This is a genomic window from Micromonospora sp. WMMA1998 (genome assembly GCF_027497375.1).
In the GTDB taxonomy this organism is placed as follows: domain Bacteria; phylum Actinomycetota; class Actinomycetes; order Mycobacteriales; family Micromonosporaceae; genus Micromonospora; species Micromonospora sediminicola.
Genome location: NZ_CP114911.1, coordinates 689,184 through 715,265, shown reverse-complemented (window position 1 = coordinate 715,265; position 26,082 = coordinate 689,184). Strand labels below are relative to the sequence as shown.

Sequence of the window (26,082 nt, the reverse complement as noted above, 5' to 3'; positions counted from 1 at the left end):
GTCGCTCAAGACGTCTCCAGCTCGCGGTCGATCAGGTCGAAGATGTTCTCGGTGGTGGCCGACTCCAGGTCGTCGTCGTCCGCGTCGGCCTGCCGGGCGGTGAGCCGGTCCAGCAGGCCGTGCAGCCGCTCGGTGATCCCGCGGTAGGCCTCGTCGTCCGGGTCCAACCCGGCCAGCGCCGCCTCCAGCCGGTCCAGGTCCGGCCCGAGACCCGCGGTCCGGTCGGCCGGGCCGTCGGGTACGGCGATCCGGGTGGCCAGGTGCGCGGCGAGCGCGGCCGGCGTCGGGTTGTCGAAGACCAGCGTCGCCGGCAGGCGCAGCCCGGTGGCGGCGCCGAGCCGGTTACGCAGCTCGACGGCGGTGAGCGAGTCGAAGCCGAGTTCCCGGAACGCGCGGTCGGGTTCCACCGCGTCCGGGTCGCCGGCGCCGAGCACCACCGCGACGTGGGTCAGCACCAGGTCGCGCAGCGCGCGTTCGCGCCTGTCGGCGGAGAGGCCGCGCAGCGTGTCGGCGAACGCGGGGCCGCCGGCCGCCTCGGTGACCGTGCCGCGTCGGGCGCCGGCCCGGACCAGGGCGGTCAGCAGCGGGTGGACCGGTCCGCCGGTGGGCCGGGTGCTGATCCGCGCGGGCATCAGCGTCGGTCGTTCCGAGCGCCAGGTGGCGTCGAACAGGGCCAGCGCCTCGTCGTCGGTGAGCGCCACCAGGCCGCTGCGTTCCAGCCGGCGCCGGTCGACCGCGCCGAGGTGGCCGGTGATGCCGCTGGCGGTGGCCCACAGGCCCCAGACCAGGGAGACCCCGGGCAGGCCGAGGGAGCGCCGGTGGTCGGCGAGCGCGTCGAGGAACGCGTTGCCGGCGGCGTAGTTGCCCTGGCCCGGGCCGCCCATCAGGCCGGCGGCGGCGGAATAGAGCACGAACGCGGTCAGCTCGTGGTCCCGGGTCGCGCGGTGCAGGTTCCAGGCCGCGTCGACCTTGGGACGCAGCACCGCGGCGAGCCGGTCCGGGGTGAGCGACTCGACGGTGGCGTCGTCGACGACACCGGCGGTGTGCACCACGGCGCGCAGCGGGTGCCGGGCGTCCACCAGGGACAGCACGTCGGCCACGGCGTCCGGGTCGGCCAGGTCGGCGGCGACCAGCTGCACCTCCGCGCCGCCGGCCTTGAGGTCGGCGAGCAGCTCGTCGGCGCCCTCGGCGTCCGGGCCGCGCCGGCTGACCAGCAGCAAGTGCCGGGCGCCGTGTGCGGCGACCAGGTGGCGGCAGAGCAGCGCGCCGAGCGTGCCGGTGGCGCCGGTGACCAGGACGGTGCCGTCGAGCCGGGGCGTGGCCGGGATGCTCAGCGTCAGCTTGCCCACGTGCCGGGCCTGGCTGAGGAACCGGAACGCCTCGGGGGCGCGCCGGACGTCCCAGGTGCGCCGCGGCAGCGGTCGCAGCGCGCCGTCGGCGAACAGCGCCATCAATCGCTGCAGCATCCGGCCGACGACGGCCGGGCCGGCCGCCATCAGGTCGAAGCCCTGGTAGCTGACGCCGGGGTGGTCGGCGGCGACGCGGGCCGGGTCGCGCGGGTCGGTCTTGCCCATCTCGACGAACCGGCCGCCCGGGTCGAGCAGCCGCAGCGACGTGTCGACGTACGCGCCGGCCAGCGAGTTGAGCACGACGTCGACGCCCCGCCCGGCGCGGCGGGCACGGAACTCGTCGGCGAAGTCGAGGGAACGGGAGGAGGCGATGTGGTCGTCGTCGAGGCCGGTGGCCCGCAGCACCGGCCACTTGGCGGGGCTGGCCGTGCCGTAGACCTCGGCGCCGAGGTGGCGGGCGATCTGCACCGCGGCCATGCCGACACCGCCGGTGGCGGCGTGCACCAGCACCGACTCCCCGGCGGTCAGCCGGGCCAGCTCGACCAGGCCGTACCAGGCGGTCAGGAAGACCACCGGGACGCCGGCCGCCTCGCTGTACGACCAGTGGTCGGGGATCCGGGTGACCATGCGGTGGTCGGTGACGGCGACGGTGGCGAACGAGCCGGCGAAGATGCCCATGACCCGGTCGCCGGGGGCCAGCCCGGTGACGCCGGGGCCGACCTCGCGCACCACGCCGGCGCCCTCGCTGCCCAGCACCTGCTGGTCGGGGACCATGCCGAGGGCCAGCACGACGTCGCGGAAGTTCAGCCCGGAGGCGCGCATCTCGACCGCGACGTGTCCGGCCGGCACCGTGCCCTCCCCGACCGGGACGGGCAGCAGCGCCAGGTTCTCCAGCGTGCCCGTCTCGGTCACGTCGAGCCGCCACGGCTGTCCGCCGGCGGGGGGCGCCAGCACGCCGGTGTCGCGGGCCCGGACCAGCCGGGGCGTGAGGGCGGCGCCGTCGCGCAGCGCGAGCTGCGGCTCGCCGGACGCCAGCGCGGCCGGCACCGCGGCCCGCGAGGCGGCGGTGTCGTCGAGGTCGAGGAGCGTGAACCGCCCGGGGTGTTCGGACTGGGCGGAGCGGACCAGCCCCCACACCGCGGCGCGGGCCAGGTCGCGCGGCGCCTCGCCGGGCGCGGCGGCGACCGCGCCCCGGGTGGCCACGACCAGGTGGGTCGCCTCCAGGCGCGGTTCGGCCAGCCACTGCCGCAGCAGCGCCAGCATGTCGCGCGTGGCGTCGTGGGCGTCCGCGTCGGCCCGCTCCGGGTCGGGGTCCGGGCCGCCGCGCAGGTCGATCACGATCTCCGGTACGTCCTCGCCCCGGTCCACCGCGGCGAGGAGCGCGGCCAGGTCGGGGTGGGTGCTCACCCGCTGTCCGGCGTCGGCCAGCGCGTCGACCAGCCCGGTGGCGTCGGGACCGTCGAGCAGCGCCCAGTGGGCCGGGGCCGGGGCGTCGGTGGTCGGCAGCGGGGTCCAGTCCAGGTGGAACACCGAGGTGCGGCGCAGCGCGGCGGCGTCGTCGTGACCGGCGCCGACCGGCCGGAACGTCAGCGACCCGACCTCGGCGACCGGGCGGCCGGCCGGGTCGGCGAGGGTGACGGCGACGGTGTCCGGGCCGAGCGAGCGGATGGTGACCCGCAGCCGGGTGGCCCCGTGGGCGTGCAGCGTGACCGCGCGGAACGTGAACGGCAGCCATCCGCTGCCGGCGTCGGCGGGGGCGCCGAGCAGCGCGGTGGGGCCGGTGGCGTGCAGGGCGGCGTCGAACAGCGCCGGGTGCAGGCCGAACCGGGACGCGTCGGCGGCCTGCGTCTCGGGCAGCGTCACCTCGGCGTACACCTCGTCGCCGTGTCGCCAGACGCGGTGCAGGCAGCGGAACGCGGGGCCGTAGGTGAGGCCGGCGCCGGCGGTGTGGGCGTACCAGTCGTCCAGGTCGGCGTCGACCTCGACGGCGCCGGCCGGCGGCCACTCCCCCGGCCCGGGCGTCGGTTCGGTGGTCTGCGGGGTCAGCAGCCCTTCGGCGTGCCGGGTCCAGTCGGCGGCGGGGTCGTCGGCGGGGCGGGAGTGCAGCGTGACGGCGCGTTCGCCGGTGTCGCCGGGCGGGCCGACGCGGACCTGCACCTGGACGGCGCCGGTGGGCGGCAGCACGAGCGGGCTGATCAGGGTGAGGTCGGCGACCTGGCCGGCGTCGACCTCGTCGCCGGCGCGGACCAGCATGTCGACGACGGCGGTGCCGGGGACGACGACGGTGCGGCCGACGACGTGGTCGGCCAGCCACGGGTGGGTACGCGTGGACAGCCGGCCGGTGAGCACCACGGTCTGGTCGTCGGCGACCGGCAGCGCGGCGCTGAGCAGGGGGTGCGCGGCGTCCTGGAGGCCGGCGGAGGCGACGTCGTGTGCGGGCTGGACGGTGGTGGTGAGCCAGTAGCGCTTCCGGTCGAACGCGTAGGTGGGCAGGTCGACGGTGGGCGCGGGGGCCAGGACCCGGCCGAGGTCGACGGGCAGGCCGATGGTGTGGGCGGTGGCGAGGCTGGTCAACAGCCGCCTCGCGTCGTCGTCACCACGCCGCAGCGTCGACAGCGTGTGGCCGGTGGTGTCGGTGTCGTCGAGGATCGCCGTCACCGGCAGGCTCAGCACCGGATGCGCGGACACCTCCACGAACGTGGTGTGCCCCGCCGCTATCGCCGTGCGGACAGCGGCGTCGAACCGGACGGGTTGACGCAGGTTGGTGTACCAGTAGGTCCCGTCCATGCCCTCGGGTTCGGCCCACTCCCCCGTCACCGACGACACCATCCGGACCTGACCCGGCTGCGGCGACAAGCCCGCCAGGTCGGTGAGCATCCGCTCGCGGATCTGCTCCACGGCGGGGTTGTGCGAGGCGTAGTCGAACGGCACCGGCCTCGCCCGCACCCCCTCGGCCAGCCACTGCTCCCGCAGCTCGTCCAGGATCTGCGGAGGGCCGGACACCACCACATGCCCCGGCCCGTTGAGCACCGCCACCACCGTGCCCGACACACCCTCGATCCGGGCGGCAACCTCCGCCTCGGGCAGATCCACGGCCAGCATCCCGCCCGAACCCGCCAGGGTGGACAACGCGCGCGCCCGCAGGATCACCGCCCGCGCCGCGTCGTCCAACGACAGCACCCCGGCCACGCACGCCGCGGCCATCTCCCCCTGCGAATGCCCGACCACCAACGCCGGCTCGACACCGGCGGCCCGCCACACCTGCGCCAGAGACACACCGACGGCGAACAGCACCGGTTGCAGGATCTCCACCCGACCGAGCCAGGCATCGTCGTCGCCGGTGAGCACCGACACCACGTCCACGTCGAGGTACGGCGCGAACGCCCGCTGACACTCGGCAAGTCGCGTGTCGAACGGTGCACACCGGCCCACCAGACCCGCCGCCATCCGCACCGACTGACCACCCTGACCCGGGAACACGAACACCGGACCCGGCCCGTGCACGGCCACCGAGCCCGTCGCCACGGTCCCGGCCGGCGTGCCCGAGGCCAGGGCGTCCAGGCCGGCCAGCAGCTCCGGGCCCGTCGTGCCGAGCACGGCGGCGCGGTGCTCGAACGCCGAACGCGTCGTCGCCAGCGACCACGCCACCGCCGCCGGGTCGACGTCCTGCCCCGCGCGCAGGTGGGCGGCCAGCCGGGCGGCCTGCGCGGCCACGCCGGTCCGGGTCCGCGCCGACAGCGGCCAGGCCGTGACCTCGGTGTCCACCAGGCCCCTGGTGGCGGGGACCGGCCGGAGGTCCGGCTCGTCGGCCTGCTCGACGACCACGTGGGCGTTGGTGCCGGAGATGCCGAACGACGACACCGCGGCCCGACGCGGCCGCTCCACCACCGGCCACGGCCGGGCCTCGGTCACCAGCTCCACCGAACCCGCCGACCAGTCGATGTGCGGCGACGGCGCGTCCACGTGCAGCGTGGCCGGCACGACGCCGTGTCGCATGGCGAGGACCATCTTGATGATGCCGGCGACGCCGGCGGCGGCCTGGGTGTGCCCGATGTTCGACTTGACCGACCCGAGCAGCAGCGGCGTGTCCCGGTCCTGCCCGTACGTGGCGAGGACCGCCTGTGCCTCGATCGGGTCACCCAACGTGGTGCCGGTGCCGTGCGCCTCCACCACGTCCACGTCCGACGGCGACAGACCGGCGTCGGCCAGGGCCGCCCGGATCACCCGCTGCTGCGACGGCCCGTTCGGCGCGGTCAGGCCGTTGGACGCGCCATCCTGGTTGACGGCGCTGCCGCGAACCACCGCGAGCACCGGGTGGCCGTGGCGGCGGGCCTCGGAGAGCCGTTCCAGGAGCAGCACGCCGACGCCCTCGCCCCAGCCGGTGCCGTCGGCGGCGGCGGCGAACGCCTTGACCCGCCCGTCGGCGGCCAGGCCGCGCTGGCGGGAGAACTCGACGAACAACCCGGGTGTGGCCATCACGGTCACGCCGCCGGCCAGCGCCAGGTCGCACTCGCCCCGGCGCAGCGCCTGCACGGCCAGGTGGAACGCGACCAGCGACGAGGAGCACCCGGTGTCCACCGACACGGCCGGCCCTTCCAGGCCCAGCGCGTACGACACCCGGCCGGAGACCACGCTCGCCGCGTTGTCGGTGCCGCCGAAGCCGGCCGCCTCGTCGGCGGCGACGAGCAGCAGCGCCCGGTAGTCCTGGCCGTTGGTGCCGGCGAACACGCCGGTACGGGAGCCGCGCAGCGACTCCGGCACCACGCCGGCCCGCTCGATCGCCTCCCACGACGCCTCCAGCAGCAGCCGCTGCTGCGGGTCCATGGCGGCGGCCTCCCGCGGCGAGATGCCGAAGAACGCCGGGTCGAAGTCGCCCGCGTCGTGCACGAACGCGCCCTGGTCGGTGTACGTGGTGCCGGACGCCGCCGGGTCGACGTCGACGAGCGTGTCCGGGTCCCAGCCCCGGTCGGTGGGGAAGGCTCCGACCGTGTCGACGCCGTCGGCGACGATCCGCCACAGCCCTTCCGGGTCGCTGACCCCGCCGGGGAAGCGGCAGGCCATGGCCACCACGGCCACCGCCTCCTCGTCCGCGACGGTGGTCACCGGGTCGGTCGGCGCGGGCGCCGGCTCGCCGCCGAGCAGCGTGGCCAGCAGCATCCGGGCCAGCGCCACCGGGTTGGGGTGGTCGAAGACCAGCGTGGTGGGCAGCGGCTGGCCGGTCGCGGTGACCAGGCGGTTGCGCAGCTCCACCGCGGTCAGCGAGTCGAAGCCGAGGTCCCGGAACGCGGTGCCGGCCGGGATCGCGGCGGCGTCGGCGTGCCCGAGCACGTCGGCGGCGAGGTCCCGGACCAGGTCGGTGAGCGTCTCCTCGCGCCGGGCCGCGCCCAGCCCGGCGAGCCGGGCCAGCAGGGCGGCGGCCGGACCGTCGTCGGCGTCGTCGGCCGGCGCGCCGCCGTCGAGCGCGGCCCTGGCCTCCGGTACGCCCTCCAGCAGCGGCCGGCGCCGGGCGGAGGCGTACGCCGGGGCGAACCGGGACCAGTCCACGTCGGCGACGGTGAGCGTCACGTCGTCGTGGTCGAGGGCCTGTCGCAGGGCGTTCATCGCCACGTCGGCGTCCATCGGCGGCACACCCCGGCGGCGCAGCGCGCGGTCGGAGTCGGCCACGTGCATGCCGCCCTCGCCCCAGGAGCCCCAGGCGATCGCGGTGCCGGCGAGCCCGTCGCCGTGCCGCCGCTGCGCCAGCGTGTCCAGGTAGGCGTTGCCGGCCGCGTACGCCGCCTGTCCGGCGCTGCCCCAGGTGGCGGCGATGGACGAGTAGAGGACGAACGCGTCCAGGTCGTCGCCGGCGAGCAGCTCGTGCAGGTGCGCCGCGCCGGAGACCTTGCCGGCGGTCACCTCGGCCAGTTCGGCGGGCGTGACGTCGGCGAGCGGGGTGGTCTGGGGAAGCCCGGCGGTGTGCAGCACGGCGCGGATCGGCGGGCCGTCGGCGCGGAGCCGGTCGAGCAGCGCGGCGACCGCGTCCCGGTCGGCGAGGTCGCACGCGGCGACGGTCACCCGGGCGCCCCGCTCACGCAGCTCGGCGGCGAGGTCGACCGCGCCGGGCGCGTCCGGGCCGCGCCGGCTGACCAGCGCCACGTGTTCGGCGCCGGCCTCGGCGAGCCAGCGGGCGGCGCGCGCGCCGAGGCCGCCGGTGCCGCCGGTGACCAGGACGGTTCCGGTGGGCGTGAACCGGCGTACCGGGGATCGGTCGCCGATCGGTGCGCGGACCAGGCGGCGGACCAGGACGCCGGGGCCGCGTACCGCGATCTGGTCCTCGCCGGGCGGCGCGGCCAGCAGCGCGGCGAGCCGGCCGGCGGCGCGGGCGTCGGGCGCGGCGGGCAGGTCGACCAGGCCGCCCCAGCGGTGCGGGGCCTCCACGCCGACCACCCGGCCGAGGCCCCAGAGGGCACCCTGCCCGGGGTCGGTGCCCCGGTCGTAGGCGGTGGCGGCGACGCCGTTGCGGGTGACCAGCCACAGTGGCGCGTCGAGGCCGGCGTCGCCGAGCGCCTGGGTCAGGATGAGCGTGGCGGCCAGGCCGGGCAGGAGCGCGCCGTCCGCCGGCTCCCAGGCGAGCAGCGACACCACCCCGGCGACGTCGGCGGGCGCGGTGTGCTCGGTGAGTGCTGCGGCGAGCGCGGTCCGGTCGGCGTCGGGCGCCACGGTCAGCGGGCGCACGTCGGCGCCGGCGGCGGCGAGCGCGTCGCGCACGGCGGTGACGGCCGGGTCGTCCTGGTGGCCGGCGGGCAGCGCCAGCAGCCACGTCCCGTCCGGCGGGGCGGCGGCGGGCTCGCCGGCGGCCTGCCACTGCACGCGGTAGCGCCAGCCGTCGAGCCGGCCGTGCTCCTGCTGCCGCCGCCGCCAGCCGGCGAGGACGGGCAGCAGCGTCCGCAGCGACTCGGCCGCGTCGGCGTCGTCGACCGCCAGGGTGTCGCGCAACGCGTCCAGGTCGGCGCGGTCGACGGCGTCCCAGAAGCGGTGGTCGAGCAGGCCGGCGGCGACGGCCGGGGCGGCCGGTTCGCCGGCGGGCACCCAGTAGTGCTGCCGCTGGAACGGGTAGGTGGGCAGGTCGACGAGGCGGCCGGGGTGGCCGGCGAAGGCGGGCCGCCAGTCCACCGCCGTCCCGGCGGTGTGCAGGGCGGCGAGGGACCGGTGGAACCGGTCGAGGCCGCCCTCGTCGCGGCGCAGGCTGCCGGTGACCGTGACCGCGTCCGGCCCGGCGACGGCCTCGGCGCTGTCCTGCACCGCCATGGTGAGCACCGGGTGGGCGCTGACCTCGACGAAGGTGCGGTACCCGGCGGCGGTGAGGTCACGGACGGCGTCGTCGAAGCGGACCGTCTCGCGCAGGTTGCGGTACCAGTAGTCGGCGTCGAGGCCGGCGGTGTCCGTCCAGTCGCCGGTGACGGTGGACCGGAACCGCACCGTGCCGGAGCGGGGTTCGATCTCCGCGAGCCGGGCCAGGAGTCGCTCGCGCAGCGGTTCGACGTGCGCGGAGTGGGAGGCGTAGTCCACCGGCACCCGCCGCACCCGCACCTCGCGGGACTCGTAGTGCGCCACCAGCTCGTCCAGTGCGGCGGCGTCGCCGGAGACCACCACCGAGGTCGGCCCGTTGACCGCGGCGAGCGCCACCCGCCCGTCCCACCGGCCGATCGTCTCGGTGGCCTCGCCGGCGGTGGTCGCCACGGACACCATGCCGCCGTCGCGGGCCAGCTCCGCGATGACCCGGCTGCGCAGCGCCACCACGGCGGCGGCGTCGTCGAGGCTGAGCCCGCCGGCCACGTACGCGGCGGCGATCTCGCCCTGCGAGTGGCCGATGACCGCCGACGGGTGCACGCCGTAGGAGCGCCACAGCGCGGCCAGGGACACCCCGACCGCGAACAGCGCGGGCTGCACCACGTCGACGCGCTCCAGCGACGGCGCGTCCGGCGCGCCGCGCACCACGTCGAGCAGCGACCAGTCCACGTACGGGCGCAGCGCCTGCGCGCAGGCGGTCAGCTCCGCCGCGAACACCGGTGCGGTGGCGAGCAGGTCGGCGGCCATGCCGACCCACTGCGACCCCTGGCCGGGGAAGACGAACGCCACCTCGCCCGCCTCCCGGGCGGCCCCGGTGACGAGCTGCGGGGCGGGCCGGTCGTCGGCGAGCGCGTCCAGCGCGGCGGTCAGCTCGTCCCGGTCGGCGGCGAGCACCACGGCGCGGTGCTCCAGCGGCGAGCGGGACACCACCGACGTCCAGGCGACGTCGGCCGGCGCGAGCGCCGGGTCGGTGGCCAGGCGCGCGGACCAGCGCGCGGCCTGCTGGCGCAGCGCGGTGCGGGTCCGGCCGGTGACCAGCACCGGCGCGGTCCGGTCGGCCGGGGTGGCCGGCTCCGGGGCCTCCTCGGTGGACTGTTCCAGGATCAGGTGGGTGTTGGTGCCGCTCATCCCGAACGAGGAGACGGCGGCCCGGCGGGGCCGGTCGACCGCCGGCCAGGGTGTGGGCTCGGTGACCAGGCGGACCGCGCCGGCGGTCCAGTCGACGTGCGGCGTGGGTTCGTCGACGTGCAGCGTGGCCGGCACGATCCCGTGCCGCATGGCGTGGACCATCTTGATGATCCCGGCGATGCCGGCGGCGGCCTGGGAGTGGCCGAGGTTCGACTTGACCGACCCGAGCAGCAGCGGCGTGGAGCGGTCCTGCCCGTACGTGGCCAGCAGCGCCTGCGCCTCGATCGGGTCGCCGAGCACGGTGCCGGTGCCGTGCGCCTCCACCACGTCCACCAGGTCGGGGGTGAGCTTCGCGCCGGCCAGCGCCGCCCGGATGACCCGCTGCTGGGAGGGGCCGTTCGGGGCGGTCAGGCCGTTGGACGCGCCGTCGGAGTTCACCGCCGAGCTGCGGATCACCGCGAGCACCGGGTGGCCGTTGCGGCGGGCGTCGCCGAGGCGTTCCAGGAGCAGCATGCCGACGCCCTCGGACCAGCCGGTGCCGTCGGCGGCGGCGGCGAACGACTTGCACCGCCCGTCGGCGGCCAGGCCGCGCTGGCGGGAGAACTCGACGAACGGGCCGGGGGTGGCCATCACGGTCGCGCCGCCGGCCAGCGCCAGCCCGCACTCGCGTTCCCGCAGCGCCTGGCAGGCCAGGTGCACCGCGACCGACGACGACGAGCAGGCGGTGTCCACCGTGATCGACGGCCCCTCCAGGCCGAACGTGTAGGCGAGCCGGCCGGAGACCACGCTGGCGGCGGTGCCGGTGAGCACGTACCCCTCGGCGTTCGGGGCGCGGTGCAGCACGGCGGCGTAGTCCTGCCCGGACGTGCCGACGAAGACGCCGGTGCGGCTGCCGCGCAGCGACAGCGGCGCCACGCCGGCCCGTTCGAACAGCTCCCAGGTGACCTCCAGCAGCAGCCGCTGCTGCGGGTCCATGGCGACCGCCTCGCGCGGTGACACGCCGAACAGCGCGGCGTCGAACTGCCCGGCGTCGGCCAGGAACCCGCCGGAGGCGGTGTACGAGGTGCCGGCGTTCTCCGGGTCGGGGTGGTGCAGCAGGTCGAGGTCCCAGCCCCGGTCGGCGGGGAAGTCGCCGATCGCGTCGCCGCCGTCGGCGACGAACCGCCACAGCTGTTCCGGGGTGGTGATCCCGCCGGGGTAGCGGCAGCTCATCGCCACCACGGCCACCGGCTCGGACTCCTGGGCGGTGACCTCGCGCAGCCGCTGGCGGGTCTGGTGCAGCTCGGTCACGACCCGGGTCAGGTACTCCCGGAGTCGCTGCTCGTCCCCCGCCGGTCCGGTGCTGCCCACTGCCGTGTCCGCCATGGTCGATCTCGCTCCCTGGTGTGCCACGCGTGCCTCAGGACAGCCCGAGATCGCGGTCGAGAAGGTCGAAGAGCTCCTGGTTGCTGGCCGTCCGCAGCCGGTCGGCCACGTCGCCGGCCGGCTCGTCCGGTTCGTCGGCGCCGAGGCGTTCCAGCAGCCGTTGCAGCCGCATGGTGATCCGCACCCGGCCGAGGTCGTCGCGCTCGCGCAGCGTGAGCGCCTCCTCCAGCCGGTCCAGCTCCTCACCGGTGGGCAGCTCGCCCGCCGACGCCTCGTCGACGAGCTGGGCGCGCAGGTGCTCGGCGAGGGCCTGCGGGGTCGGGTAGTCGAACACCACCGAGCTGGCCGGGGCGAGGCCGGTGAGCCGGACCAGCCGGCCGCGCAGCTCCACCGCGGTCAGCGAGTCGAAGCCGAGGTCCCGGAACGGCCGGTCGGCGTCGAGGGCGTACGGGCTGTCGTGGCCGATCACCTCGGCCGCGGCGGCCCGGATCAGGTCCACCAGCAGCCGGTTCTGCTCGGTGGTGGTGAGGTCGGCCAGGCGCTTGCGCAGCGCGGCGAGCGTCTCCGTGCCGCCGGTGTCGGCCGGGTCGGTCCCGGCGGCCGGCGTCGCCACCTCGGGCAGGTCGGCGATCAGCGGGCGGGGTCGGGCGGCGGCGAAGACCGGGGCGAAGCGCGCCCAGTCGACGTCGGCGACGGTGAGCACCGTGCCGTCGCCCTCGATCGCGGCGCGCAGCGCGGCCATCGCCGGTTCCCGGTCCAGCAGGGTGACGCCGCGCCGGCTCATCGCGGTGGCGTGGTCGTCGCTGACCATGCCGCCGCCGGCCCACGGTCCCCAGTCGACCGACACCACCCGGGCCCGTCCGGCCGGGCGGGACTGCGCCCAGGCGTCGAGGAAGGCGTTGCCCGCCGCGTACGCGCCGTGGTCGCCGACGCCCCAGGTGGCGGCGATGGAGGAGAAGTAGACGACCAGCTCCAGCGGCTCCGGGTCGAGCAGTTCGTCGAGGTGGCGGGCGCCGGCGGTCTTGCCGGAGACCACGTCGGCCAGTTCGTCGGTGGTGACCGCGCGCAGCGGGTTGAGCCGGCCGACGCCGGCGGCGTGCACGACTGCCCGTACCGTCTCGCCGTCGGCGCGCAGCGCGTCGACGAGCCCGGCGACGGCGGCGCGGTCGGCCAGGTCGCAGGCGAGTACGCGGGCGTGCGCGCCGAGGTCGGCCAGTTCGGCCACGGTGTCGGCGACGCCGGGGGCGTCCGGTCCGCGCCGGCTGACCAGGATCAGCCGGCGGGCGCCGTGCCGGGCGAGCCAGCCGGCGGCGTACCGGCCGATGGCGCCGGTGCCGCCGGTGACGAGCACGGTGTCCGGGGGCTGCCAGGTCGGGGTGTCCGGCCGGTCGGGGCGGGGCGCGCGGGCCAGCCGGCGCAGGTGCACGCCGGACGGGCGGACCGCGAGCTGGTCCTCGCCGTCGGCGTTGGTCAGCGCCCGGACCAGGTGGTCCCCGGCGCCGCCGTCGAGATCGGCCGGCAGGTCGATCAGGCCGCCGGCGTGCGCCGGGTGTTCCAGCGCGGTGACCAGGCCGAGTCCCCAGGTGGTGGCCTGGGCTGGCCGGGTGAGCGGGTCGACCGCGCCGGTGCTGACGGCCTGCCGGGTGAGCAGCCACAGCGGTCCGGTGGGCGGGGAGTCGGTGACGGCCTGGACGAGGGCCAGGTTGCCGGTGAGTCCGGCCGGCACGGCCGGGTGGGCGGGATGCGGGCGCTCGTCCAGGGCGAGCAGCGACACGATCCGGGTCGGCCGGTCCGGCAGTTGCCCGGCCAGCTCGGCGCGCGCGACGGTGGCCGGATCGACGGTGAGCAGGCGGGCGTCGCCGCCGTGGTCGCCGATCAGCGCGGCGATCCGGCCGGCCAGGTCGGTCGCGGCGTCGGACGCCACGAGCAGCCAGTCACCGGCGGCGGGGCCGGCGGTGAGCTGCCGCCGGGGCCAGGTGATCCGGTAGCGCCAGCCGTCGGCGAGCGCGTCGGCGCGTCGCCGCTGGTGCCAGTCGGCGAGTGTGGGGAGCTGGTCGCGCAGCGGCCGGTCCGGGTCCACGCCGAACCGGGTGGCGAGGGCGTCGCCGTCGCCGGCGGTGACGACCTGCCAGAACGCGTCGTCGACCGGGTCGGCGGCGGCCGGCGCGGCGACGCCCACCAGTTCGCCGTCGCCGACCGGCCAGTACCGCTGGTGGCGGAACGGATAGGTGGGCAGGTCGACGGGTGCGGCGGCGGGCAGCAGCGCGGCCCAGTCCACGGGTACGCCGTGGCAGTGCAGCCGGGCCAGCGCGCCGAGCAGGGCGTCGACCTCGTCCCGGCCGCGGCGTTGCACGCCGGTGACCAGCGGGCCGCCGTCCGGCAACGCGTCCGCGGCCAGCGCGGTGAGCACCGTGTCCGGGCCGATCTCCAGCAGCGTGCCCACGCCGAGGTCGCGCAGGTGGGTGACGGTGTCGCCGAAACGCACCGCCTCCCGGACGTGGCGGACCCAGTAGTCGGGGGTGCAGACCAGGTCGGCGTCGGCGACCCGGCCGGTCAGGTTCGACACCAGCGGCACGGTCGGCGGGGCGTAGTCGAGGCCGGCGGCGACGGTGGCGAACTCGGCCAGCATCGGCTCCATCAGCGGGCTGTGGAACGCGTGGCTGACGGCGAGCCGCTTCACCCGTACGCCGAGGGCGGTGAAGTGGTCGGCGAGCGCGGCCAGCGCGTCGTCGGCGCCGGCGACCACGACGGCGGCCGGGCCGTTGACGGCGGCGATCGCGGCCCGGTCGCCGTGGCCGGTGAGTGCGTCGGCCACCTCGGTCTCGCCGGCAGCCACGGCGAGCATGCCGCCGCCGGCCGGCAGCGCCTGCATGAGCCGGCCGCGGTGGCCGACCAGCGTGCACGCGTCGGCCAGGGTGAACACCCCGGCGACGTACGCGGCGGTGATCTCGCCGACCGAGTGCCCGGCGACCAGGTCGGGACGTACCCCCCAGTCGGCGAGCTGCCGGTGCAGCGCCACCTCGACGGCGAAGAGCCCGGCCTGGGTGAAGGCGGTCTGGTCCAGCAGCGCGGCCTCGGCGCTGCCCTCGGGCGCGAACAGCACGCTCTTGAGCGGCCGGGGCAGGTGCGCGTCGAGGTGCTGGCAGACCTCGTCGAGCGTCTCGGCGAAGGCGGGCAGCGTCTGGTAGAGCTCCCGGCCCATGCCGGCGTGCTGGGCGCCCTGCCCGGAGAAGAGCACGGCGAGCGTGCCTCCGGACGCGGCGACGTCCCGGTGCACGGCGGGGTGGCTCTCCCCGGCGGCCAGGGCGCGCAGCGCGGCCAGTCGGGTGTCCGGGTCGGCGGCCAGCAGCACCGCGCGGTGCCGCAGGTGGGAGCGGGCGGTGGCGAGCGTCCACCCGACCGGGGCGGCGTCGTCGCCGGTCGCCGAGGTCCCGTCGCCGGTGGCGTCCGGCCCGGTCGGCTCGGCGGCGGCCAGAGCGGCGGCGGCCGGGCCGGTGAGCCGGGCGGCCAGGCGGGCGGCCTGGGCGCGCAGCCCGTCCTCGTCGGCGGCGGAGAGCGGCCACGGCAGCAGCGGCAGCGCCGGACGCGGGACGTCCTCCCGCTCGGGCGGGTCCCCGACCGGCGGGGCCGCCTCCAGGACGACGTGGGCGTTGGTGCCGCTCACCCCGAACGCGGACACCGCCGCCCGCCGGGGGCGGTCCGTCTCCGGCCAGGGCCGGGCCTCGGTGAGCAGCGACACCGCGCCGTCGGACCAGTCGACGTGCGGGGTGGGCTCGTCCACGTGCAGCGTCGGCGGGAGCACGCCGTGCTGCAACGCCAGCACCATCTTGATCACGCCGGAGACGCCGGCGGCGGCCTGCGTGTGGCCGATGTTGGACTTGACCGAGCCGAGCAGCAGCGGCCGGTCGGCGGGCCGGTCCTGCCCGTAGGTGGCCAGCAGCGCCTGCGCCTCGATCGGGTCGCCGAGGCGGGTGCCGGTGCCGTGCCCGTCGACCGCGTCCACGTCGGCCGGGGCGAGGCCGGCGTTGGCCAGCGCCTGCCGGATGACCCGCTGCTGGGCGGGCCCGTTCGGCGCGGTGAGGCCGTTCGAGGCGCCGTCGGAGTTGGTCGCCGAGCCGCGTACCACGGCCAGCACCCGCCGGCCGTCGCGGCGGGCGTCGGAGAGTCGTTGCAGCAGCACCAGGCCGGCGCCCTCGCCCCATCCGGTGCCGTCGGCGGCCCCGGCGAAGGACTTGCACCGGCCGTCGGCGGCGAGGCCGCGCTGGCGGGCGAACTCCAGGAACGGCCCGGGCGTGGCCATCACGGTCACGCCGCCGGCCACCGCGAGGTCGCACTCGCCGGCGCGCAGCGACTGCACCGCGAGGTGCAGCGCGACCAGCGACGACGAGCAGGCGGTGTCCACGGTGACCGAGGGGCCCTGCAACCCGAACGTGTAGGAGAGCCGGCCGGAGACCACGGCCGCCGCGTTGCCGGTGGCCTGGTAGCCCTCCGTCTCGGCCCGGGCGGCCATCAGCAGCGTGGCGTAGTCCTGCCCGTTGGTGCCGACGAACACGCCGGTGCCGCTCTCCCGCAGCCCGTCCGGCGGCAGGCCGGCCCGTTCGAACAGCTCCCACCCGGTCTGCAGCAGCAGGCGCTGCTGCGGGTCCATCACCAGCGCCTCGCGGGGCGAGATGCCGAACAGGCCGGCGTCGAAGCCGCCGACGTCGGTGACGAAGCCACCCTCGCGGGCGTACGAGGTGCCGGGGGCGTCCGGGTCGGGGTCGTAGATGGCGTCGAGGTCCCAGCCCCGGTCGGCGGGGAACGGGCCGATGGCGTCGCGGCCCTCGACGACGAGGCGCCACAGCTCCTCCGGGCTGTCGACCCCGCCCGGGTAGCGGCAGCTCATGGCCACCACGGCGATCGGTTCGTCGAGCGCGGCGACGGCCCGGGTGGGCGCGGCGGCGGCCTCGGTGACGCCGAGGATCCGGTCGGCCAGCCAGCCGGCGAGCAGGTCCGGGGTGGGCCGGTCGAAGACCAGGGTGGCGGGCAGCCGCAGCCCGACCGCCTCGGCGATCCGGTTGCGCATCTCCACCGCGCTGAGCGAGTCGAAGCCGATGTCCCGGAACGGCCGGTCCGCGCCGACCGCCTCGGCGGAGGCGTGGCCGAGCACGGCGGCGGCGTGCATCCGGACCAGTTCCAGCAACGCCCGGCGGCGCTCCGGCGCGGCCAGGCCGGCGAGCCGGCCGCGCAGCGGGGACGCCTCGGCCGGCTCGTCGTCGGTGCGGGCGGCGGCGAGCAGGCGGGCGACCTCGGGCAGTTCCTCGATCAGCGGGCGGGGGCGGGCCAGCGCGTACGTCTGGTGGAACCGGTCCCAGGCGATGTCGGCCACGGCGAGCGTGACCTCGTCCTGGGCCAGCGCCCGGGCCAGCACGGCGACCGCCAGCTCGGGGCGCATCGGCCGGACGCCGGAGCGGAACATCTGGTCGGCGGCGCCCTCGGTGTCCATCATGCCGCCGCCGTCCCAGGCCCCCCAGGCCACGGCCGTGGCGCGCCGGCCGCGCCGGCGCCGGTCCTCGGCGAGCGCGTCGAGGAACGCGTTGCCGGCGGCGTACCCGCCCTGCAGGCCGCCACCCCAGACGCCGGCGCCGGAGGAGAACAGCACGAACGCGGCCACGTCGTCGCCGAAGGTCCGGTCGAGGTTGACCGCGCCGGCCACCTTGGCGCGCAGGGCGTCGGCGAGCTCGGCCGGGCCGGTGGCGTCGAGCGGTCCGGCGTGCGCGACGCCGGCGGCGTGGAAAACCGCGTCGATCCGGACGTCGAGCCGGTCGACCAGGTCGCGCAGGGAGTCGGGGTCGGCGACGTCGCAGGCCGCCACCGTGACGGTCGCGCCGAGCGCGGTCAGCTCCGCCCCCAGCTCGGCCGCACCGGGGGTGGCCGGGCCCTGCCGGCCGGTGAGCACGAGGTGCTCGGCGCCGTCGCGGGCCAGCCAGCGGGCCACGTGCGCGCCGAGCGAGCCGAGGCCGCCGGTGACCAGGACCGTGCCGGCGGGCCGCCAGCCGCCGCCGTCCGGCGCGCTGTCGCCGCCGGCGCGGGCGAGCCGGCGGCCGAACAGCCCGGAGGGGCGTACGGCGAGTTGGTCCTCGTCGCCGACACCGGCGAGCACGACGGCCAGCCGGCCCCGGGCGCGCCGGTCCAGGACGGCCGGCAGGTCGACCAGGCCGCCCCAGCGGTCCGGGTGTTCCAGCGCGACGACCCGGCCGAGGCCCCAGACCGGGGCCTGCCACGGGTGGTCGAGCGGGTCGGCGCGGCCGGTGCTGACGGCGCCCCGGGTGGCGCACCACAGCGGCGCGGTGAGGCCGGCGTCGCCGAGGGCCTGGACGAGGGCGAGCGTGCCGGCGAGCCCGGCGGGTACGACCGGGTGGTCGGGGTGGCCGGCCTCGTCGAGCGCCAGCAGTGAGAGCACGCCGGTGATGTCGTAGAGCCCGGCCAGATGTGCGGCCAGCGCCGCCCGGTCGGGTTCGGCGACGGTGACCGGCACGACGCCGGCGCCGGCCTCGCCGAGGGCCGCCACCACCTGCCCGACCAGGGCGTCACCGGCGTGGGCGGCCGGCGCGACGAGCAGCCAGGTGCCGGTGAGCCGGGCGGTCGACGCGGCGGGGAGCGGCGCCCACCGGACCCGGTACCGCCAGGCGTCCGCTGTGGATTCGTCGCGGCGGCGTTGCCGCCAGTCGGCGAGCACCGGCAGCGCCTCGCCCAGCGCCCGCGCCTCGGTGCCGTCGACGTCCAGGGCGGCGGCGAGCGCGTCGGCGTCGGCCCGCTCGACGGCGTCCCAGAACTGCCGGTCGGCCTGGTCCTCGACGGCCGCCACCGGCCCGGTGCGCACCGGCGAGTCGGGCCAGTAGCGCTGGCGGTGGAAGGCGTACGTGGGCAGCGGCACCGCCGGTCCGGCGGGGACGCCGCAGACCGCGGTCCAGTCCACGCCGACGCCGCGGGTGTGCAGCTCGGCCAGCGCGGTGAGCAGCCGCGGCCAGCCGCCGGCGTCACGGCGCAGCGTGTTCACCACGGCGGCCTCGTGCTCGGCGTCGTCGATCGTCTCCTGCATGCCGAAGCTGAGCACCGGGTGCGGGCCGATCTCCAGGAACACCTGGTGCCCGTCGGCGAGCAGCGTCCGGACGGCCTGCTCGAAGTTCACCGTCTGGCGCAGGTTGCGGTACCAGTAGTCGGCGTCGAGCGTGGTGGTGTCGGTGGGCAGGCCGGTGAGCGCGGAGTAGAACGGCACCTCGGCCGGGCGGGCGGTGATGTCGGCCAGGCTGTCCAGGAGCCGGTCGGCGACGGCCTCGACGTGCGGCGAGTGGGAGGCGTAGTCGACGTCGAGCGGGCGGATCCGCACGTCGTCGGCGGTGCAGGCGGCGACCAGCTCGGCCAGCGCGTCCGGGTCGCCGGCGACCACCACCGAGCCGGGACCGTTGACCACGGCCACGCAGAGCCGCCCGTCCCAGCGTCGCAGCATCCGCTCGACCCGGTCGGCGGGCAGGCCGACCGAGGCCATGCCGCCCCGGCCGGCGATGTCGGCGAGCACCTGACTGCGCAGCGCGACGATGCGGGCGGCGTCCTCGAGGGAGAGCGCGCCGGCCACGCAGGCGGCGGCGATCTCGCCCTGGGAGTGCCCGACCACCGCGCCCGGGCGTACGCCGAGGGACCGCCACAGCCGGGCCAGGGAGACCATCACGGCCCAGAGTGCGGGCTGCACCACGCCGGAGGCGACCAGGGGCGGCGCGCCGTCGGCGCCGCGCAGCACGTCGGTGAGCGACCAGTCGACCCAGGGCGCGAGGACCGCTTCGCACTCGGCGATGGAGGCGGCGAAGACGGGTGAGCTGTCCAGCAGGTCGACGGCCATGCCGGGCCAGTGACCGCCGTGGCCGGAGAAGACGAAGACGGGCGCCGGGTTGCGCAGCGCGGTCCCGGTGACCACTGTCGGCACGGTTTCGCCGTCGACCAGGGCGGTGAGGCCGCGGACCAGGCCGTCGGGATCCTGACCGAGGACGACGGCCCGGTGCGGGAACGCCGCACGGGTGGCGGTCAGCGCGTACGCCACCTCGGCCGGCCCGTACTCGGGGTAGGCGGCGAGGTGGGCGCGCAGTCGGGCGGCCTGTTCGGGGAGCGCGGCCCGGTCGGCGGCGGAGAGCGCGAGCGCGACGACGCCGGCGTCGGTGGCGGCGCCGGGCCGGAACTCGGCCGGGGCGGCGGGTTCGGGGGTGTGTTCGAGGACGACGTGGGCGTTGGTGCCGGAGATGCCGAACGAGGACACGGCGGCCCGGCGGGGCCGGTCCCGGTCGGGCCAGGGCGTCGGGGCGGTGGCGAGGGTGACCGCGCCGGTGGTCCAGTCGATGTGCGGGGACGGCTCGTCGACGTGCAGCGTCGGTGGCACGATGCCGTGCCGCATGGCCAGGACCATCTTGATCACCCCGGCGACGCCGGCGGCGGCCTGGGTGTGGCCCAGGTTCGACTTCACCGACCCGAGCAGCAGCGGCCGGCCGGCCGGCCGGTCCTGCCCGTACGTCGCGAGCAGCGCCTGCGCCTCGATCGGGTCACCGAGCGTGGTGCCGGTGCCGTGCGCCTCCACCGCGTCCACGTCGGCGGTGCCCAGCCGTGCGTTGGCCAGGGCCTGCCGGATCACCCGCTGCTGCGACGGACCGTTCGGCGCGGTCAACCCGTTGGACGCGCCGTCGGAGTTGACGGCGGTGCCGCGCACGACGGCGAGGATCCGGCGGCCCTCCCGCTGGGCGTCGGCGAGCCGTTGCACCAGCAGGACGCCGGTGCCCTCGCCCCAGCCGGTGCCGTCGGCGGCTGCGGCGAACGACTTGCACCGGCCGTCCGGGGACAGGCCGCGCTGGCGGGAGAACTCGATGAACGTGCCGGGCGTCGCCATCACGGTCACACCGCCGGCCAGCGCCAGGTCGCACTCGCCGGAGCGCAGCGCCTGCGCGGCGAGGTGCAGCGCCACCAGCGAGGACGAGCACGCGGTGTCTACCGTGACGGCCGGACCCTCCAGCCCGAACGAGTAGGCCACCCGGCCGGACAGCACGCTGGCGGAGGTGCCGGTGCCGATGTAGCCCTCGACCTCGGCGGGCAGCTCCATCAGGCGGGAGGCGTAGTCGTGGTACATCACGCCGGCGAACACGCCGGTGCGCGAGCCACGCAGCGTCGCCGGGTCCAGGCCGGCGGACTCGAACGCCTCCCACGAGGTCTCCAGCAGCAGCCGCTGCTGCGGATCCATCGCCAGGGCCTCACGCGGGCTGATGCCGAAGAAGCCGCTGTCGAACTCCGGCGCGCCGTAGAGGAAGCCGCCGTGGCGGGTGTAGGAGGTGCCGCTGTGGTCGGGGTCGGGGTCGAACAGCGACTCCAGGTCCCACCCCCGGTCGGCGGGGAACTCGGAGATCCCGTCGCCGCCGGCGGCCAGCAGCTCCCACAACTGGTCCGGGTTGTCCACCCCGCCCGGGTAGCGGCAGGCCATCCCGACGATCGCGATCGGCTCGTCCGGGCCGGTGGTGGTGGCGGTGTCGGGCGCGGCGGTGGTGTCGGCGCGGGCGCCGGCCAGTTCGGCGTACACCTGGCCGGCGAGGATCTGCGGCGTCGGGTAGTCGAAGACGAGCGTGGACGGCAGTCGCAGCCCGGTCGCGGCGTTGACCCGGTTACGCAGGTCCACGGCGGTCAGCGAGTCGAAGCCCAGTTCCCGGAACGCCCGGTCGGCCGGCACCGCGTCCGCGCCACCGTGCCCGAGGACCTGCGCGACCAGGCCCCGGACCAGCGCGTCGACCTGGTCGCGGGCCTCCTGCGGGTCCAGGCCGGCCAGCCGGTCGGCCCAGTTGCCCCGGCCGGCCTGCCGGCGGGTGGTGACCGGGCCGAGCAGCGCGCGCAGCAGGGACGGCACCCGGCCGCCGACGATCTGCGACCGCATCGCCGGTACGTCGACGACGGCCGGCACGAGCGTGGCCCGCCCGGCGGTCAGCGCGGCGTCGAACAGTTCCAGCCCGACCTCGGGGCTCATCGCGGCGAGGCCGGCCCGGGTGGAGCGGGCCCGGTCGACGTCGGACTGGGACGCGGCCATGCCACCGGTGTCCCACATGCCCCAGGCGAGGCTGACCGCCGGCAGGCCGTCCTGCCGGCGGTACGCCGCCAGCGCGTCCAGCACACCGTTCGCGGCGGCGTACGCGGCCTGGCCGGGCGAGCCGAGCACCCCGGCGACGGAGGAGAAGAGCACGAACAGGTCCAGGTCGAGGTCGCGGGTGGCCTCGTGCAACCACCACGCGGCAGTGGCCTTCGGGGCGAGCACGTTCGCCAACCGGTCCGGCGAGATCGCCGACACCACGCCGTCGTCCAGAACCCCGGCGGTGTGCACCACCCCGGCGAGCCGACCGGACACCCCGGCGACCAGCCGGTACACCTGATCCCGATCGGTCACATCGGCGGCGACCACCGACACCGACGCACCCAACCCGGCCAACCGCTCGACCAACGCCGCCGCGCCCGACGCGGCCGAACCCTGCCGCGACACCAACACCAACGACCGCACCCCGTACCCGGCCACCAGATGCTCCGCCACCAGGGCACCCAGCGCCCCCGTGCCACCGGTCACCAGCACCGTGCCGCCGGACACAGCCGCGGTCGCGGGGATGTCCGCGGCCGGGACCGGACCGGCCACGTCACCACCGGTCGCGGGCGCGTCGCCGGCGTGACCGGCCGTCGCGTCTCCCGACGACGTCGCGAGAGTGGGCGGCGGAAGCGTCGCGCGGACCAGGCGCGGCGTCAGCACGGCACCGCCGCGCACCGCCACCTGCCCGCCCGTGACCGGCAGATCGGCCGTCACGCCAGCCAGCACCGACAACACCGACGCGTCCACGTCCCGATCCACGTCCGCCAGAACGATCCGCTCCGGATGCTCCGACTGCGCCGACCGCAACAACCCCCACACCGCCGCACCGGCCAGATCCGCCACCCGGTCGCCGTCCGACACCGCCACCGCACCCCGGGTCACCACCACCAACCGCGAATCCGCCAACGCCTCGGCGGCCAACCACGCCTGCACCGTCGCCAGCACGTCGGACGCGGCGACGCGAACCGCCTCCGGCACCGCCACCCCGGACGGCGCGGCCACCGGCAGCACCAGCGTGCGGGGCATCTCCTCCCCCGCCTCGGCGGCGGCCGGCACGTCCGGGTACGCCGGCAGCCCGCCGACCGGCGCGCCGAGCGCCGCCCAGCCGGACAGGTCGTCGACGGGCGGGACCGGCTCGTGCTGCCAGCGCACCTCGAACATCGACCGGGCCGCCGCGCCCGGGGCGGTCAGGCCGGTCATCTCCCGCAGGACCAGCGCGTCCACCGACACGACCGGGGCGCCCGCGTCGTCGGCGGCGACCAGCCGCACCGTGCCACCGTCGCGGGACAGCCGCACCCGCAGCGCGGTGGCCCCGGCGGCGTGCACCTGCACGCCCTCGAACGCGAACGGCACGCGCGGACCACCGCCGTCGGTGGCGAGCAGCAGCCCGATCGGGTGCAGCGCGGCGTCCAGCAGTGCCGGGTGCACCGCGAAGCCGGCCGCGCCGTCGGCGACCTCCTCCGGGAGGGCGACCTCGGCGTACACCTCGCCGTCGCCGGCCCAGGCCCGGCGCAGGCCGCGGAACGCCGGCCCGTACGCCAGGCCGTGCTCGGCGAGCGTCGGATACCAGCCGTCCAGGTCGATCTCGGTGGCGGTGGTCGGGGGCCACGCCGGCAGGGCGGGCTCGTCGGCGGCGGCGGGTTCGAGGACGCCCTCGGCGTGCCGTACCCAGCCGGCGTCCGGGTCGTCCTCGGCCTGGGCGTGCACGGTGACCGCGCGGGCGCCCGCCGCGTCGGCCGGGCCGACCCGCACCTGCACCCGCACGCCACCGGCGGCGGGCAGCACCAGCGGCGCGGCGATGGCCAGCTCGCGCAGGCGGGACACGCCGACCTCGTCGCCGGCCCGGACGACCAGCTCGACGAGCGCGGCGCCGGGCAGCACCACCACGTCGCCGACCGTGTGGTCGGCGAGCCAGGGGTGGGTGGCGGCGGCGAGCCGGCCGGTGAGCAGCACCATGTCCTCGCCGGCGACGGAGACGGCGGCGCCGAGCAGCGGGTGCCCGGCCGCGCCGAGGCCGGCGCCGGACACGTCGGCGAGCCGCCCGACCGGCTCCAGCCAGTACCGTTCGTGCTGGAAGGCGTACGTGGGCAGGTCGACGCGACGGGCGCCCGCGCCGGCGAGCAGCGCGTCCCAGTCGACGGTCAGACCCTCGGTGTGCAGCCGGGCCAGCGCCTCCAGCACGGCGCGGGGTTCGGCGCGGTCCTTGCGCACCAGCGGCACCAGCACGGCCGCCGGGTCGGTGAGGCAGCTCTCGGCCATGGCGGTGAGCACGCCGCTGGGGCCCAGCTCGACGTACGTGCCGACGCCCGCCTCGGCGCACCGGTCCACCGCGTCGGCGAACCGCACCGCCTCCCGGACGTGCCGGACCCAGTAGTCGGGGGCGCAGATCAGCTCCGGCTCGGCGATCCGGCCGGTCAGGTTGGACACGATCGGCACGGTCGGCGGTTCGTAGCGCAGATCGGCGGCGACCGCGGCGAACTCGGCGAGCATCGGCTCCATCAGCGCGCTGTGGAACGCGTGGCTGACCCGCAGCCGGTGGGTGGGCGTACCCCGGTCGGCCCAGTGGGCGGCGAGCGCGTCGATCGCCTCGGCGTCGCCGGAGACGACCACGGCGGCGGGGCCGTTGACGGCGGCCACGCCGACCCGCCCGTCGACGCCGGCCAGCGACGCGGCCACGTCCGCCTCGCCGGCGGCCACCGCGAGCATCGCGCCACCGGCCGGCAACGCCTGCATGAGCCGGCCCCGCGCGGCGACCAGCGCGGCCGCGTCGGGCAGCGACAGCACGCCGGCGACGTGCGCGGCGGCCAACTCGCCGATCGAGTGGCCGACCAGGAGGTCGGGGGCCAGCCCGAACGAGCGGGCGAGCCGGTGCAGCGCCACCTCGACGGCGAACAGCCCGGCCTGGGTGAACTGCGTCTGGTGCAGCAGGTCGTCGTCGCCGAACAGCACCGGCTTCAGCGGCTGCGGCAGCAGCGGGTCGAGGTGGGCGCAGACCTCGTCGAGCGCGGCGGCGAAGACCGGGAACGCCGCGTACAGGTCGCGGCCCATGCCGGCGCGCTGGGCGCCCTGCCCGGAGAAGAGGAACGCGACCCGGCCGCGCGGCGCGGCGGCGCCGGTGACCACTGACGGCGCGGGCTCGTCGTCGGCGAGCGCGCGCAGCCCGGCGAGCAGCTCGTCGCGGTCGGTGGCGAGCACCACGGCCCGGGCATCCAGCCCGGCGCGGCGCCGCGAGGCGGCGGCCAGGTCGACCGGGCGGGCGGTGTCGTCGGCGGCCACGTAATCGGCCCAGCGGCGGGCCTGCGCCGCGAGCGCGTCGGGGTTGCGGGCGGAGAGCAGCACCGGCGCGAGCGGCGGCGGGGTGCCGGCCTCGGGCTCCTCGGCGGCCGGTGGCTGCTCGACGATGACGTGGGCGTTGGTGCCGCTGATGCCGAACGACGAGACGGCGGCGCGGCGGGGCCGGTCGCCGGCCGACCACGGCCGTTCCTCGGTGAGCAGCTCGACCGCGCCGGCGGACCAGTCGATGTGCGGGGACGGCTCGTCCACGTGCAGCGTGCGGGGCAGCACCCCGTGCCGCATCGCCAGGACCATCTTGATGATCCCGGCGGCGCCGGCCGCCGCCTGGGTGTGCCCCAGGTTCGACTTCACCGACCCCAACCAGAGCGGGTCGCGCCCGTCGCGGTCCTGCCCGTACGTGGCCAGCAGCGCCTGCGCCTCGATCGGGTCGCCGAGCGTGGTGCCGGTGCCGTGCGCCTCCACCACGTCCACGTCGGCCGGGGACAGCCGGGCGTTGGCGAGGGCCTGCCGGATCACCCTTTCCTGGCTGGGCCCGTTGGGGGTGGTGAGGCCGCTGCTGGCGCCGTCCTGGTTGACGGCGCTGCCACGGATGACGCCGTGGATGTGCCGGCCGTCGCGTTGCGCGTCGGAGAGGCGTTGCAGCAGCAGCATGCCGACGCCCTCGGCCCAGCCGGTGCCGTCGGCGGCGGCGGCGAACGACTTGCACCGCCCGTCGGCGGCCAGGCCGCGCTGGCGGGAGAACTCGGCGAAGACGCCGGGGGTGGACAGCACGGTGACGCCGCCGGCCAGGGCCAGGTCGCAGTCGCGCTGCCGCAGCGCCTGCACGGCGAGGTGCACGGCCACCAGCGACGAGGAGCAGGCGGTGTCGATGGTGACGGCGGGCCCCTCCAGCCCGAACGTGTACGCCACCCGGCCGGACACCACGCTGCCGGAGTTGCCGGTGCCGAGGTAGCCCTCGACGCCCTCCGGGAGGTCGACCACCCGGGAGGCGTAGTCGTGGTACATGACGCCGGCGAACACGCCGGTGCGGCTGCCGCGCAGCCGCTGCGGGTCCAGACCGGCGGACTCGAACGTCTCCCAGGTGCTCTCCAGCAGCAGCCGCTGCTGCGGGTCCATGGCGAGCGCCTCGCGCGGCGAGATGCCGAAGAACGCGGGGTCGAACGCGGTGGCCTCGTAGAGGAAGCCGCCCTTGTCGGTGGAGGACGTGCCGGGGTCGTCCGGGTCGACGGAGAAGAGCCGGTCCAGGTCCCAGCCCCGGTCGGTCGGGAAGTGCCCCACCCCGTCGCGGCCGTCGGCGACGAGCTGCCACAGCGCGTCCGGACCGTGCACCCCGCCCGGGTAGCGGCAGGCCATGCCCACGATGGCCATCGGCTCGCGGTCCTTGGCCTCCACCTCGCGCACGCGCCGCCGCGCCTCACGCAGGTCGGCCGTGGCGCGCCGGAGGTAGTCGAGGAACTCTTCCTCAGTGGGCATCGGGCCGCTCCG

2 protein-coding genes are annotated in these 26,082 nt (G+C 77.0%); both read right to left on the bottom strand.

Annotation, left to right across the window (positions count from 1 at the left end; translation table 11 throughout):
• Positions 1-5 precede the first annotated feature (5 nt).
• Positions 6-11,171, bottom strand: coding sequence for a type I polyketide synthase (locus tag O7600_RS02920; RefSeq protein ID WP_281592152.1), 11,166 nt, complete (start codon positions 11,169-11,171; stop codon positions 6-8).
• A gap of 34 nt (positions 11,172-11,205) precedes the next feature.
• On the bottom strand, positions 11,206-26,070 hold the full coding sequence (locus tag O7600_RS02915) for a type I polyketide synthase (protein WP_281592151.1): 14,865 nt from the start codon (positions 26,068-26,070) through the stop codon (positions 11,206-11,208).
• Positions 26,071-26,082: the final 12 nt, after the last annotated feature.